At 66.9% G+C, this 11,953-nt stretch carries 13 protein-coding genes; 10 read left to right on the top strand and 3 right to left on the bottom strand.

Annotated elements, in window-relative coordinates; translation table 11 throughout:
- Positions 1-420: 420 nt before the first annotated feature.
- Positions 421-858, bottom strand: coding sequence for a hypothetical protein (locus OZ10_RS16455; protein ID WP_039414324.1), 438 nt, complete (start codon positions 856-858; stop codon positions 421-423).
- 163 nt (positions 859-1,021) lie between these two features.
- Here OZ10_RS16455 and OZ10_RS16450 point away from each other — a divergent pair, with 163 nt between their 5' ends.
- Complete coding sequence (locus OZ10_RS16450) at positions 1,022-1,792, top strand: glutaminyl-peptide cyclotransferase (RefSeq protein WP_039414321.1); 771 nt, start codon at positions 1,022-1,024, stop codon at positions 1,790-1,792.
- A gap of 89 nt (positions 1,793-1,881) precedes the next feature.
- Here OZ10_RS16450 and OZ10_RS16445 read toward each other — a convergent pair whose 3' ends face one another.
- Together OZ10_RS16445 and OZ10_RS16440 are read right to left on the bottom strand one after the other, a co-directional pair.
- The gene (locus OZ10_RS16445) at positions 1,882-2,685 is read right to left on the bottom strand and encodes an amidohydrolase (RefSeq protein WP_039414319.1); all 804 of its coding nucleotides are present in this window, start codon (positions 2,683-2,685) and stop codon (positions 1,882-1,884) included.
- A 148-nt stretch (positions 2,686-2,833) separates the two neighbouring features.
- Positions 2,834-3,982, bottom strand: coding sequence for a pyridoxal phosphate-dependent aminotransferase (locus OZ10_RS16440; protein ID WP_039565928.1), 1,149 nt, complete (start codon positions 3,980-3,982; stop codon positions 2,834-2,836).
- Positions 3,983-4,208: 226 nt separating this feature from the next.
- Here OZ10_RS16440 and ccmA point away from each other — a divergent pair, with 226 nt between their 5' ends.
- The 9 genes from ccmA (at position 4,209) to OZ10_RS16395 (ending at position 11,267) form a co-directional block, all read left to right on the top strand.
- Positions 4,209-4,853, top strand: coding sequence for a heme ABC exporter ATP-binding protein CcmA (ccmA, locus tag OZ10_RS16435; RefSeq protein ID WP_039414312.1), 645 nt, complete (start codon positions 4,209-4,211; stop codon positions 4,851-4,853).
- Positions 4,850-5,545: a heme exporter protein CcmB gene (ccmB, locus tag OZ10_RS16430; RefSeq protein ID WP_039414310.1), complete on the top strand. Its 696-nt coding sequence runs from the start codon at positions 4,850-4,852 to the stop codon at positions 5,543-5,545. The genes ccmA and ccmB overlap by 4 nt, the downstream gene beginning before the upstream one ends.
- 112 nt (positions 5,546-5,657) lie before the next feature.
- Positions 5,658-6,407 carry a heme ABC transporter permease gene (locus tag OZ10_RS16425; RefSeq protein ID WP_039414308.1) on the top strand — a complete coding sequence of 250 codons (750 nt, stop codon included), beginning with the start codon at positions 5,658-5,660 and terminating at the stop codon, positions 6,405-6,407.
- Positions 6,404-6,574 (top strand): heme exporter protein CcmD, encoded by a 171-nt coding sequence (locus OZ10_RS16420; RefSeq protein WP_039414307.1) that lies wholly within the window; start codon positions 6,404-6,406, stop codon positions 6,572-6,574. The genes OZ10_RS16425 and OZ10_RS16420 overlap by 4 nt, the downstream gene beginning before the upstream one ends.
- Positions 6,571-7,020 (top strand): cytochrome c maturation protein CcmE, encoded by a 450-nt coding sequence (gene ccmE, locus OZ10_RS16415; protein ID WP_039565925.1) that lies wholly within the window; start codon positions 6,571-6,573, stop codon positions 7,018-7,020. The genes OZ10_RS16420 and ccmE overlap by 4 nt, the downstream gene beginning before the upstream one ends.
- 267 nt (positions 7,021-7,287) lie before the next feature.
- Complete coding sequence (locus tag OZ10_RS16410; RefSeq protein WP_039565922.1) at positions 7,288-9,225, top strand: heme lyase CcmF/NrfE family subunit; 1,938 nt, start codon at positions 7,288-7,290, stop codon at positions 9,223-9,225.
- Positions 9,218-9,820, top strand: a complete 603-nt coding sequence (locus OZ10_RS16405; protein ID WP_039565919.1) for a DsbE family thiol:disulfide interchange protein — start codon at positions 9,218-9,220, stop codon at positions 9,818-9,820. The genes OZ10_RS16410 and OZ10_RS16405 overlap by 8 nt, the downstream gene beginning before the upstream one ends.
- Positions 9,817-10,254, top strand: a complete 438-nt coding sequence (locus tag OZ10_RS16400) for a cytochrome c-type biogenesis protein (protein WP_039414297.1) — start codon at positions 9,817-9,819, stop codon at positions 10,252-10,254. The genes OZ10_RS16405 and OZ10_RS16400 overlap by 4 nt, the downstream gene beginning before the upstream one ends.
- Positions 10,254-11,267, top strand: a complete 1,014-nt coding sequence (locus OZ10_RS16395; RefSeq protein ID WP_039565918.1) for a tetratricopeptide repeat protein — start codon at positions 10,254-10,256, stop codon at positions 11,265-11,267. The genes OZ10_RS16400 and OZ10_RS16395 overlap by 1 nt, the downstream gene beginning before the upstream one ends.
- Positions 11,268-11,953 lie beyond the last annotated feature (686 nt).

Genomic DNA, 11,953 nt, shown 5'->3' with positions numbered 1-11,953 from the left:
TGGCGCTGCGCGTCCTGCCGGACGCCCGAGTGGCGGCCGTCCGGCGGGCCCGGGCGGGAATCGCGGCCCTGCAGCCGGCAATCGCGGCCCCGGTGGTCCGGGCGGTGGCGCGCGCGGACCGGGTGGTCCCGGTGGCGCACCGCGTGGTGGCCCGGGCGGCCGTCCGCCGGGCGGCGGCAACCGTCGTCCGCCAGGCGGCGGCAATCGCGGTCGCTGAGCATCAGCTGATCCGCGCAACAAAAAACGGCCCCTCGCGGGGCCGTTTCTTTTGTGGTGGCCAACACGATGGACCTTCGACTGGAGCAGAGGAGTCCGCCGGGTCCGCTCAGGCAGGCGCGCCAGCAGCCGCTGTCTTGCGCAAGCTTGCCGCGAGGCAGGAGCCGCGCGCATCGGTCGATGCGCGCGACGCGATGCTGCCGCTTACTTGCGGCGCTCGATCACGAAGTTGCCGACATTGACACCCAGATCCACACCCTCGCCGGTACCTGCCAGCGCGAGCGAGATATCGCCCTTGGTGACCACCTGTGCGGTGCTCGACTTCACGATGCCCGCATGCGCTTCGGCAGCGGCATAGGTGCCGAACAGGTCGTTGAGGCTATAGGCACCGGAGAACGACCCACGGCCGCCGGTGATCTTGGACTTGCCGACCGTCAGGCCGCCGCCCTTGCTGGAAATCTTGACCGGGATGACCGCGCCGTTGTCGCAGGTGATGGTGCCGGTGCCGCTGGCGGTCTTGTAGAACACCGACCAGCCGGAGAGATTGAACTTCAGCTGGCAATCGATATTGCCGGCGGCCTGCGCCTGCGGGGCCAGCGTTGCCGTGCCAAGCAGGGCAAAAAGAGACAGTGACTTGATCATGTGTGCGTTGCCGGTGATGGACGTGGCGCGAGACTAGCAGCGCCGATGTGGCAGCCGCGACAAGGTGGTAGCGCCGTTCCAACTCGCGTTCAGCCAATCATTACCTGCGTTCCGGCCCTGCGTGGGTGCTGCGGGCACGGGCGCGGCGTGGGATGATCGGCGCATGTCACGCACTGCCAACCCGCTGTTCTTCGTCGCCTTGTTGCTGCCCTCGCTCGCGCATTGCGGCGAGGCGATTCCGACTACTGGTTACACGGTCGTCAACCGCTATCCGCACGACACCGCCGCCTATACCGAGGGCCTGTTCTATCTGGATGGCCACCTGTACGAGAGCACCGGCGAGCTAGGCCATTCCAGCGTGCGCAAGGTCGAGCTGAAAAGCGGCCGGGTACTGCAGCAGGTGGATACGCCAGCGCCCTACTACGGCGAAGGCATCGTGGCCTGGCACGACAGGGTGATTCAGCTGACCTGGCGCAACCAGCAAGGCTTCGTCTACGACCTGGCCACGCTGGCGCCGCGTTCGCAGTTTTCCTACCGGGGCGAAGGCTGGGCGCTGACCAGTGACGCGCGCCAGCTGTACATGAGCGATGGCACCGCCAGCATCCGCCGGCTGGACCCGCAGACCCTGAAGCAGGTCGGCAGCATCCAGGTCACCGCGCGCGGCCGCCCGCTGGACAATCTCAACGAGCTGGAATGGGTGAAGGGCGAGCTGTGGGCCAATGTCTGGCTGACCACCCGCATCGCACGGATCGACCCGGCCAGCGGCAAGGTCATCGGCTGGATCGACCTGAAAGCGTTGGTCCCCGATGCCGACACGTTGACCGACCCCAGCAACGACGTGCTCAACGGCATCGCCTATGACGCAGACCACGACCGCGTGTTCGTCACCGGCAAGCGTTGGCCGACGATCTATGAGATCAAATTGGCTGAGTAGCTGGGATTCGGGATTCGGGATTCGGGATTGGGGATTGGTGACAGCGGCGTGCTGGCATCTGGGCTGGATTGGCTTGCACCAATCCCGACTTACACATCCCGAATCTCGAATCGATCGGCATCCAGCATCGCCGGGAAGCGGGCGCGGTGCTCGGCCAGTGCGGCTGCACTGATGGTGGTGGTGACGACCTGTTCGCGTTCGCGGATTTCGACCTGCGGCTGGCCGAGGAAATCGATCACCGCGCTGTCGCCGGCGTAGTGCAACTGGTTGCCGTCCACACCGATGCGGTTGACCGCGGCAACGAAGCACAGGTTTTCGATCGCACGGGCGCGCAGCAACGTCTTCCACGCATAGGCGCGGGCGGACGGCCAGTTGGCGACGAACAGTTGCAGATCGAAATCCAGCTGTCCGGGGCGTTCCACATCGAAGCGGTTGCGGCAGAACACCGGAAAGCGCAGGTCGTAGCAGACCTGCGGATTGATCCGCCAGCCCTTCCACTCGACACAGAGGCGATCGCGCCCTGCCGCATAGCGCAGATGCTCGTTGCCGAAGCGGAACAGGTGACGCTTGTCGTAGTACTGCAGCGCGCCATCGGGCGTGGCCCACAGCAGCCGATTGAACACCCCCGCATCGGTGCGCAATTGCACGCTACCGGTGACCGCCGCACCCAGCCGCGCCGCCTGCGCGCGCACCCAGGCCACGGTCGGCCCGTCCATGCCTTCGGCCTTGTCGATGGCGTCGTTGGAAAACCCGCTGGTGAAGGTCTCCGGCAGGATCACCAGATCGGTCTGCCCGGTCAGTGGCTCCAGCAACGCGCCGTAATAATCGCGATTGCCAGCCGGGTCATGCCAGCGGGTGTCGCCTTGGATCAGGGAGATGCGCAGATCGTTCATAGAGAGACGGGGATTTGGGATTCGGGATTGGGGATTCGAAACAGCGGGTGTCGGGCGGCTTGGTGCTATCGGTGTCGTATAGATTCGAAGCGACAAGCGGCGCGCCGCCGTTGCCAATCCCCAATCCCGACTCCCGAATCCCAGCTCGTCAGAGCTTCTGCAAACGCTCGATTGCGGCGTCCAACGTTGCATCGTTCTTGGCGAAGCACAGCCTTGCCAAACGCTGCCCAGCCGGTGCGTTTTCGTAGAACGGCGATAGCGGGATCGCGGCGACGCCCTTCTCCACCGTCAGCCATTTCACGAACTCGGTGTCGGGCAGATCGCTGATGGCCGAATAGTCCACCAGCTGGAAGTAGCCGCCGGGCACCGGCAGCGGCTTCAGGCGCGTGGTCAGCAACTGTTCGCGGAAACGGTCGCGCTTGGCCTGATAGAAGGCGCCAAGTTGTTCGTCGTGCTCGGGTTCGTCGCGGATCATCGCGGCAAAGGCGTGCTGGGCCGGGCCGAAACTGGTGAAGGTGTTGTACTGGTGCACCTTGCGGAATTCGGCCGTCAGCGCCGGCGGTGCGATGGCGTAGCCGATCTTCCAGCCGGTGCAGTGATAGGTCTTGCCGAAACTGGAAACCACGAACGCGCGCTCGCGCAGTTCCGGCCAGCGCAGCACCGATTCGTGGCGGTAGCCGTCGAACACGATGTGCTCGTAGACCTCGTCCGAGAGCAGGAAGATGTCGGTGCCGCGTAGCAGCTCGGTCAGCGCCCGCATGTCGTCGCCCGAGAGCATGGCGCCGGAGGGGTTGTGCGGCGAATTGATCATCAACAGGCGCGTCTTCGGCGTGATCGCGGCGCGCAAGGCGTCCCAGTCGACCGCGAAGGTCTGCGGGTGCAATGCCACGTGCACCGCGCGCGCGCCGGCCAGATCGATCGCCGGCTCGTAGCAGTCGTAGGCCGGGTCCAGCACGATGACCTCCTCGCCGGCCCGCACCACCGCGTGGATGGCGTTGAAGATGGCCTCGGTGGCGCCGCTGGTCACGGTGATCTCGGTATCGGCATCGACCTGCGCGCCGTAGCAGCGCTGCGCCTTGCCGGCGATGGCCTGACGCAGCGCCGCCACGCCGGTCATCGGCGGGTACTGGTTGTGGCCGGCGCGCATGGCTTGGTCCAGCTCATCGACCAGGCGCTGCGGCACCGCGAAATCCGGGAAGCCCTGACCCAGGTTGACCGCGCCGTGCTCGGCCGCCAGCTGCGACATGACGGTAAAGATGGTGGTGCCCACCTTGGGCAGCTTGGTCGTGAGGAGCATGGTGCCTGTCCGGACAAGAAACGGGGGACCGCGAGTGTACGCAAAGCCGCCAGGCGGGTGCGTTCGGACGCTGCAAAACAGCGTTCCCCGACCCACCGCGGCGCCTCCGGCGCTGCCTCATACGTCCCCGGCGTGCCACCATCGTCGCTACAATGCGCGCCCGGTCTGGTGCGCCCTCGCCCCGGTCCTTCCCCATGCCGTCCTGCGACGGGAGCCCGCTGCACCGATGATCGAACCGCTGCACACCGCGCCACCGCTGCTGGCGGCGCACGCCCTGGCCTTCAGCCGCAACGAGGAGCCGGTGTTCGGCCCGCTGGATTTCCATGTCGATGCCGGCGAAGCCCTGTTGGTGCAAGGCGACAATGGCGCCGGCAAGACCACGCTGTTGCGCGTGCTGGCCGGGCTGCTGCATGTGGAGCGCGGGCAGATCCAGATCGACGGCAAGACTGCGCGGCGCGGCGACCGCAGCCGCTTCATGGCCTACCTGGGTCACCTGCCCGGCCTGAAGGCCGACCTCAGCACCCTGGAGAACCTGCACTTTCTGTGCGGCCTGCATGGCCGTCGGGCCAAGCAGATGCCGGGCAGCGCGCTGGCTATCGTGGGGCTGGCCGGCTACGAAGATGCCCTGGTGCGGCAATTGTCGGCGGGGCAACGCAAGCGCCTGGCGCTGGCGCGGCTGTGGCTGTCGCCGGCGCCGCTGTGGCTGCTGGACGAGCCGTACGCGAATCTGGATCTGGACGGCATCACCCTGGTCAACCGGATGATCTCCGCGCACCTGCGCGGCGGCGGTGCAGCGCTGGTCACCACCCATGGCGCCTATGCGGCGCCACCGGTGCGCACCCGCATGCTCACCCTGGAGGCGGCAGCATGAGCACGCCTTCGCCACAACCCTCGTTGCTGCAGGCCGGCCGCGCGCTGTTGCGTCGCGATCTGCAGCTGCTATGGCGCCGTCGCAGCGACGCCCTGCAGCCGGCGCTGTTCGCGCTGCTGATCGTGGTGCTGTTCGCGCTGGGCCTGGGCGGACGCCCGGACCTGCTGGCGCAGGCGGCACCGGCGGTGCTATGGCTGTCGGTGCTGCTCGCCGGCCTGTTGTCGCTGGACGCGCTGTTCCGCAGCGATGTCGACGACGGCTCGATGGAGCAGTGGCTGCTGGCACCGGTGCCGCTGGCCTGGTTGATTGCGGTGCGCGTGCTGCTGCATTGGGCAACCAGTGCGTTACCGCTGATTGCTGTGACGCCGCTGCTCGGCGAATTGCTGCACCTGCCGCATGACCAATTGCCGGTGCTGCTGGCATCGTTGGCGCTGGGCACACCGCTTTTGAGCCTGCTCGGCGCGGTGGTCGCTGCACTGACTGTCACCATGAAACGCTCTGGTATTCTCGTGGCATTGCTGGCGCTGCCGTTGTATGTGCCGGTGCTGGTGTTCGGGGCCGGCAGCGTGGCGGCAAGCGGACAAGGGCAGGATGCGGTGGGTGCGTTGCTGCTGCTGGGTGCGGGCTTGGTGATCGGCATCGTGCTGGCACCGCTGGCAGCGGCGGCGGCGATCCGGATTTCGCTGAGCTGATCGACGTTACAGATGCGCCGTTGACGGGACACCGTAGGTCGTACGGCGGTGTCGTACCGAGAGCTGTCTCCATGCAAGAAGCCATCGCCATGCCAAGAGCCATCGCCACCGCATGAACGTCGTCGCCCGCTGGTTCCACCAACTCGCCTCGCCCCCGATCTTCGACCGATTCACTGCGCGCTGGGCGCCGTGGTGCCATGCGCTGGCCGCGTTGCTGCTGGGCGCCGGCATCTGGCAGGCCTTGTTTGCGGTGCCGGCCGATTACCAGCAGGGCGACAGTTTCCGCATCCTGTATATCCATGTGCCGAGTGCGTGGATGAGCCTGTTCGTGTTTGGGCTGATGGCGGTGTACGCGGCGATCGCGCTGATCTGGCGCATCAAGGTGTGCGAGATCCTGGCGATGGCCTGCGCGCCGGTCGGCGCGGCGTTCACCGTGATCACGCTGTTGACCGGCAGCATCTGGGGCAAGCCGATGTGGGGCGCCTGGTGGGACTGGGACCCGCGCCTGACCACCGAACTGATCCTGTTGTTCCTGTATCTGGGGGTGATCGGGCTGTACCACGCCATCGACGACCGTCGCCAGGCCGCACGCGCGGCAGGGTTGCTGGCGATCGTCGGCGTGGTGCTGCTGCCGGTGATTCGTTATTCGGTGGTGTGGTGGAATTCGCTGCACCAGGGCCAGAGCATTCGCCTGTTCGGGCCATCGACCATCGATGCCAGCATGCTGCTGCCGTTGTGGCTGATGGTGATCGGCACCAAGTTCTGGTTTGCCGGGTCGCTGCTCACCCGCGCGCGCGCCGACAACCTGCGCCGCGAGGCCGGCAAGGCCTGGATCGTGCGCGATGCGGAGGGCACGGTATGAGCTACCTGCCCTATGTCATCGCTGCCTATGCGGTGTTCGCGCTGGTGCTGCTGTGGGACCTGATCGCCGGCCGCTGGCAGGTGCGCCGTGCATTGAGGGTTGCGCAGGCGCGCCGCCTGCGTGAGCGCAAGCGCGTACTGCCCAGCGATGCAGAGCTGAGCCGATGAACCCGCAACGTCGCCGCCGTCTATGGCTGGTGATCGCACTGGTGCTGGCCGGGGGGCTGGCGACCACGCTGGTGGCCATGGCCCTGCAGCGCAACGTTGCCTACCTCTACACGCCTTCGGAAGTGCTGCGTGGCGATGCCGGCGCGCACTCCCGTTTTCGGCTTGGCGGCATGGTCGAGAAAGGCTCCTTCAAAAGAGCCTCCGGTTCGCTGGAAGCGCAGTTCCGCGTCACCGATGGCGACGCGCAGCTGCCGGTGCGCTACGACCGCATCCTGCCCGACCTGTTCCGCGAAGGTCAGGCGGTGGTGGCCACCGGTCGCATGCAGCAGGGCGTGTTCGTTGCCGAAGATGTGCTGGCCAAGCACGATGAAACCTATATGCCCAAGGAAGTGGCCGACAAGATGGGCAGTGCGCACCGCAAGCATCGCGTGGAGGGGCCGCAGTGAGGGAAAGGCATGTCGGGACCCGGGACCCGGGACCGGGGACCCGGGAAGGGCGCGTTGCGGCCAGTGCAGATGTGTTCTTGCGCATGCGTCGTGGTGATCCGGGCTTGGGGAATGTTGGGACCGGGGACCCGGGACCCGGGACCCGGACAAGGCGCTTTGGCGCCGAAGGAGACCGGTCGGCGATAGCTCCTTGCATGCGTCTCGGCTGCGCCCCAAGCCCTGCTCCTCCCGGGTCGCGGGTCCCGGGTCGCGGGTCCCGGCTCTCCCATGCTTCCTGAACTCGGCACCTTCCTGCTGGTGCTGGCCCTGCTGGTGGCGCTGGTGCAGGCCGCCGTGCCGTTGGCTGGCGCCCAGCGTGGCCGCCGCAGCTGGATGGCAGTGGCGCGGCCGGCAGCGCTGGTGCAGCTTGGCCTGATCGCCACCGCCTTTGCGGTGCTGACGCACGCGTCTCTGGTACAGGACTTTTCGGTGCGCTATGTCGCCGAAAATTCCAACAGCTTGCTGCCGGTCATGTACCGCTATTCGGCAGTCTGGGGCGCGCACGAAGGCTCGCTGCTGCTGTGGACCCTGGTACTGGCGCTGTGGACCGGCGCGGTGGCGCTGTGGTCGCGGCAATTGCCGGCACAGGTCGTGGCGCGCGTGCTGGGGGTGATGGCGCTGATCAGCGTCGGCTTTCTGGCCTTCCTGCTGTTCACATCCAACCCGTTTGCGCGCCTGGTGCCGGTACCGCTGGAAGGCGCCGACCTCAATCCACTGCTGCAGGATCCGGGCCTGATCATCCATCCGCCGATGCTGTATTGCGGCTATGTCGGCTTTGCGGTGCCGTTCGCCTTCGCCATTGCGGCATTGCTGGAAGGCCGCATGGACGCACGCTGGCTACGCTGGACGCGGCCGTGGACCAATGTGGCGTGGTCGATGCTCACCGTGGGCATCGCGCTGGGCAGCTGGTGGGCGTATTACGAACTGGGCTGGGGCGGCTGGTGGTTCTGGGACCCGGTGGAAAACGCCAGTTTCATGCCGTGGCTGGTCGGCACCGCCTTGCTGCATTCGCAGGCGGTCACCGAAAAACGCGGCAGCTTCGCCAGCTGGACGCTGTTGCTGGCGATCGCCGCCTTCGCGTTGTCGCTGCTGGGCACCTTCCTGGTGCGCTCGGGCGTGTTGACCAGCGTGCATTCGTTTGCCGCCGACCCGTCACGCGGACTGTTCATCCTGGTGTTCCTGCTGGCGGTGGTCGGTGGCTCGCTGCTGCTGTACGCATTGCGCGCGCCACGGATGTCGGCCGACGCTGACCCGCGCCGCGCATTTGCCGGCAGCTCGCGCGAAACCTTGTTGCTGTTGAACAATCTGCTGCTCGCCTGCGCCTGCGCGATGGTGTTGCTGGGCACGCTGTATCCGCTGCTGGCCGATGCGCTGGGCCTGGGCAAGTTGTCGGTCGGCCCGCCCTACTTCGGCACCTTATTCGTGGTGTTGATGGCGCCGCTGGTGGCGTTGCTGCCGTTCGGCCCGCTCACCCGCTGGCAGCGCGAACAGGCCTCGCGGCCGCTGGCGCTGCTGGCGCCGTGGGCGGCCCTGGCGCTGGCGGCCGGAGCGCTGGCCTGGTTCATGGCGCCGCAAGGCCAGTTCAAGGCCGCGATTGGTGTGGCCGGTGCGGCCTGGGTGATGCTGGGCACCGCACGCTTCCTGTGGACGCGGCGGGCGGCCAAGGGCCGTCGCTACACCGCCGAAATGCTGGGCATGGTGCTGGCGCATCTGGGCGTGGCGGTGTTCCTGGCCGGTGCCTTGCTGGTTGAATCGCTGAGCCTGCAGCGCGAAGTGGCGCTGGCGCCCGGCCAGCAGGTGCAGCTCGGCCGCTATGCGCTGCACTTCGACAGCCTGGAAGAACGGCGGGGACCCAATTACGTGTCCGACCGCGCCAACCTGCAGGTGCTCAAGGACGACGCACTGGTCGGCATGCTGCATGCAGAAAAGCGTCGCTACGCCAGCGGCGGACAAACCCTCACCGAGGCGGCGATCCGCCCCGGCCCGTTCGGCGACCTGTATGTCGCCCTTGGCGAACCGCTGGGCAATCAGGCCTGGGCGGTGCGCGTCCACCTCAAACCGTTCGTGCGCTGGATCTGGCTGGGGGCGCTGCTGATGGCGCTCGGCGGCCTGGTCACAGCCGCCGACCGGCGTTTTCGTCGTTCTCCGGAGATCCAAGATGGTTGAGTCACGTTCGCCCCGCCTGCCCACGGCCGTCCTCGTGGGCGCCATCGTGCTGCTGCTCGCACTTGCAGCACTGCTGGTCTATGCGGTGGTGCGCTCAGGTCACGACGATCGCGATGCCCTGCCCTCCGCGCTGATCGGCAAACCGGCACCGGAGTTCGCGCTGCCGCTGCTGCACGACCCCAGCATCGTGGTGCATGCGCGCGAGCTGCGCGGTGCGCCGTACATCATCAACGTGTGGGGCAGCTGGTGCCCGGCCTGCCGCGAGGAACATCCGGTGCTGAGCCGCTTTGCGCTGACCAAGCGCGTGCGCGTGATCGGCTACAACTGGAAGGACGAGCGCGCCGATGCGTTACGCTGGCTGGAGCAACTGGGCAACCCGTATCTGCTGGTGGTCGCCGATCAAGATGGCCGCACCGCCATCGACTTCGGCATCGCTGCTGCACCGGAGACATTTCTGGTCGACGGGCGCGGCGTGGTGCGCTGGAAGTACAGCGGCATGCTGACCCAGTCCATCATCGACACCCAGCTGATTCCGGCGCTGAGCAAGATCGAACGCTCGCCCACTGCCGCACCGGACCTGCACGCCAACCAATGACGCGCGCCTGGCTGCTGACGTTGCTGCTGTTGCTGCCCTGGCTGGCCCTGGCCCAGCCGGTCGGCGACCCATCGCCGCTGCACTACCGTTCGGCGGCGGAAGAAGCGCGTTTCCACGCGCTGACCGCCGAGCTGCGCTGTGTGCAGTGCCAGAACCAGTCGCTGGCCGATTCCAACGCGCAGATTGCGCAGGACCTGCGTCGCGAGGTGCTGGCGCTGATGCACGACGGCCGCAGCGATGCGCAGATCCGCCAGTTTCTGGTCGCCCGGTATGGCGAGTTCGTGTTGTACCGCCCTCAGGTGGAATCGCGCACCTGGCTGCTGTGGTTCGGCCCGTTGCTGGTGCTGCTGCTGGGCGGGGTAGCGGTGATGATGGTGGTGCGTCGGCGCAGTGCGGCCGCACCCGCGTTACCCGCCGACGAGCAGGAGTGGTGATGGCCGGCTTCGTCATTGCGGTGATCGTGATCGCGTTGCTCGCGTTCGGCGTGGCGCTGCGGCCGCTCTGGCGTGAAACGCGCGGCCTGGCGGCCGGCATCGCGGTGCTGTTGCTGGCCACCAGTGCGGCGTTGTACTGGCTGGTCGGCACGCCCTCGGCGATTGAGCAGGCCGCCAACCGGCCGGCCGCGCCGCACACCCTGGACGAAGCCATTGCGCAGTTGCGCACGGCGCTGGCGCGCAATCCCGATCAGGCCGAAGGCTGGGTGCTGCTGGGGCGCTCGCTGTCCAGCCAGCAGAAGTTTGCCGAGGCCCGCGATGCCTTCGCGCGCGCGGTCGCCCTGCGCCCGGACGAGCCAGATGTGCTGGTGGCCGCCGCGCAATCGCGCATGCTGGCCGACGACAGCGGCCGCCCGGACCCGCAGGCCATGCGCCTGCTCGAACACGCGTTGGTGGTAGCGCCTGACCATCAACGCGCACGCTGGTTCCTGGGCGTGGTGCAACGTCAGGCAGGCCAACCCGCCCAAGCCAGCGCCACCTGGGAACCACTGCTGCGGGTGGTCGACGCCAGCACCCGCCCCGGCCTGCTCGAACAGATCAACGCCGCGCGGCAGGAAGCCAATCTTGAGCCGATCCAGACACCGGCTGCGTCCGCCGCCGATGCAGCCGCTGGCAAACGCATCCAGGTGCGTGTAACGCTGGATGCGGAGTTCGCAAAACGGGCCGGCCTGCCCAACGACACCAGCGTGTTCGTGATCGCGCGTGCGGCCGACACACCGATGCCGGTAGCAGTGGAAAAACACGCACTGAGCGAACTTCCGTTGACCCTCACCCTCGACGACGGCGACAGCCCGATGCCGACGCGTCCGCTCTCGTCGCTGGACAAGGTGCAGGTGCTGGCGCGGCTATCGCGCACCGGCAACGCCATGCGCCAGGCAGATGACGTCGAGAGCATGCCGGTGACGGTGGAACTGCCGGCAGGCACGCCAGTGGAGCTGGTGATCGGCCGCTGAGTGCTCGCCGTGTGTCATTGCACGCCTTGGAGGCCAATGGACAAGGAGCGACCAACAACAATACGCTGGCTGCAATCGCAGACAGGTTGCGCACCACCATCGTGACTGCTTGAAAGCTTTGCGCACCGACCACTGTGACTGGCCCTGCGCCTTTGCTGCCCGGATCAAGCAAGGTAGCGACGCTTGCATCGTGCGTGTCGCCATCGCACGGCTGTCTTCAAATCTGGTCGAGGGCGCGGTGCCCCCACCGCTCGCGGGACACGCCGCCAGTACGTCCATACAGACGCGATAGCGGCATCCATGCCGCCACACGGTCCCGCAATCGGCGAGGACACCACGCTAGAAAGTGGCTGGCGGTTTTGTTGAAAAGCCTGGCGGTTTTGTTGAAAAGCAAAGACACCGCGTCGCAGTTTGCTAGTCGCTGTTGAAATCCATGCAGACCGACCATCTCCACTGGTCCTTGCCCGCCCACCGTCGCGGGACCCTTGGCGGCATGGATGCCGCCACGGAGCTTACATGGACGTACTTGCAGCGTGTCCCGCGATGGTGGGCGGGCAAGGACCCTGCAGCAAAGGCGCAGATGATCCGCTCTCTGCCTGATCTGTCCATAGCGAGCAATCAGGTTGAGACGCCTGAAATGTTCGTATCGCAAGCGCTTGGCGATCTTTAAGCCTGGTCGGGGGCGC

The organism is Xanthomonas cannabis pv. cannabis, assembly GCF_000802365.1.
In the GTDB taxonomy this organism is placed as follows: domain Bacteria; phylum Pseudomonadota; class Gammaproteobacteria; order Xanthomonadales; family Xanthomonadaceae; genus Xanthomonas; species Xanthomonas cannabis.
This window is presented reverse-complemented; position numbering and strand designations above follow the sequence as displayed.

Coding starts and splice junctions, on each gene's coding strand:
- OZ10_RS16455 (WP_039414324.1), bottom strand. CDS start 858: ATGATCAAGTCACTGTCTCTTTTTGCCCTGCTTGGCACGGCAACGCTG.
- OZ10_RS16450 (WP_039414321.1), top strand. CDS start 1,022: ATGTCACGCACTGCCAACCCGCTGTTCTTCGTCGCCTTGTTGCTGCCC.
- OZ10_RS16445 (WP_039414319.1), bottom strand. CDS start 2,685: ATGAACGATCTGCGCATCTCCCTGATCCAAGGCGACACCCGCTGGCAT.
- OZ10_RS16440 (WP_039565928.1), bottom strand. CDS start 3,982: ATGCTCCTCACGACCAAGCTGCCCAAGGTGGGCACCACCATCTTTACC.
- ccmA (WP_039414312.1), top strand. CDS start 4,209: ATGATCGAACCGCTGCACACCGCGCCACCGCTGCTGGCGGCGCACGCC.
- ccmB (WP_039414310.1), top strand. CDS start 4,850: ATGAGCACGCCTTCGCCACAACCCTCGTTGCTGCAGGCCGGCCGCGCG.
- OZ10_RS16425 (WP_039414308.1), top strand. CDS start 5,658: ATGAACGTCGTCGCCCGCTGGTTCCACCAACTCGCCTCGCCCCCGATC.
- OZ10_RS16420 (WP_039414307.1), top strand. CDS start 6,404: ATGAGCTACCTGCCCTATGTCATCGCTGCCTATGCGGTGTTCGCGCTG.
- ccmE (WP_039565925.1), top strand. CDS start 6,571: ATGAACCCGCAACGTCGCCGCCGTCTATGGCTGGTGATCGCACTGGTG.
- OZ10_RS16410 (WP_039565922.1), top strand. CDS start 7,288: ATGCTTCCTGAACTCGGCACCTTCCTGCTGGTGCTGGCCCTGCTGGTG.
- OZ10_RS16405 (WP_039565919.1), top strand. CDS start 9,218: ATGGTTGAGTCACGTTCGCCCCGCCTGCCCACGGCCGTCCTCGTGGGC.
- OZ10_RS16400 (WP_039414297.1), top strand. CDS start 9,817: ATGACGCGCGCCTGGCTGCTGACGTTGCTGCTGTTGCTGCCCTGGCTG.
- OZ10_RS16395 (WP_039565918.1), top strand. CDS start 10,254: ATGGCCGGCTTCGTCATTGCGGTGATCGTGATCGCGTTGCTCGCGTTC.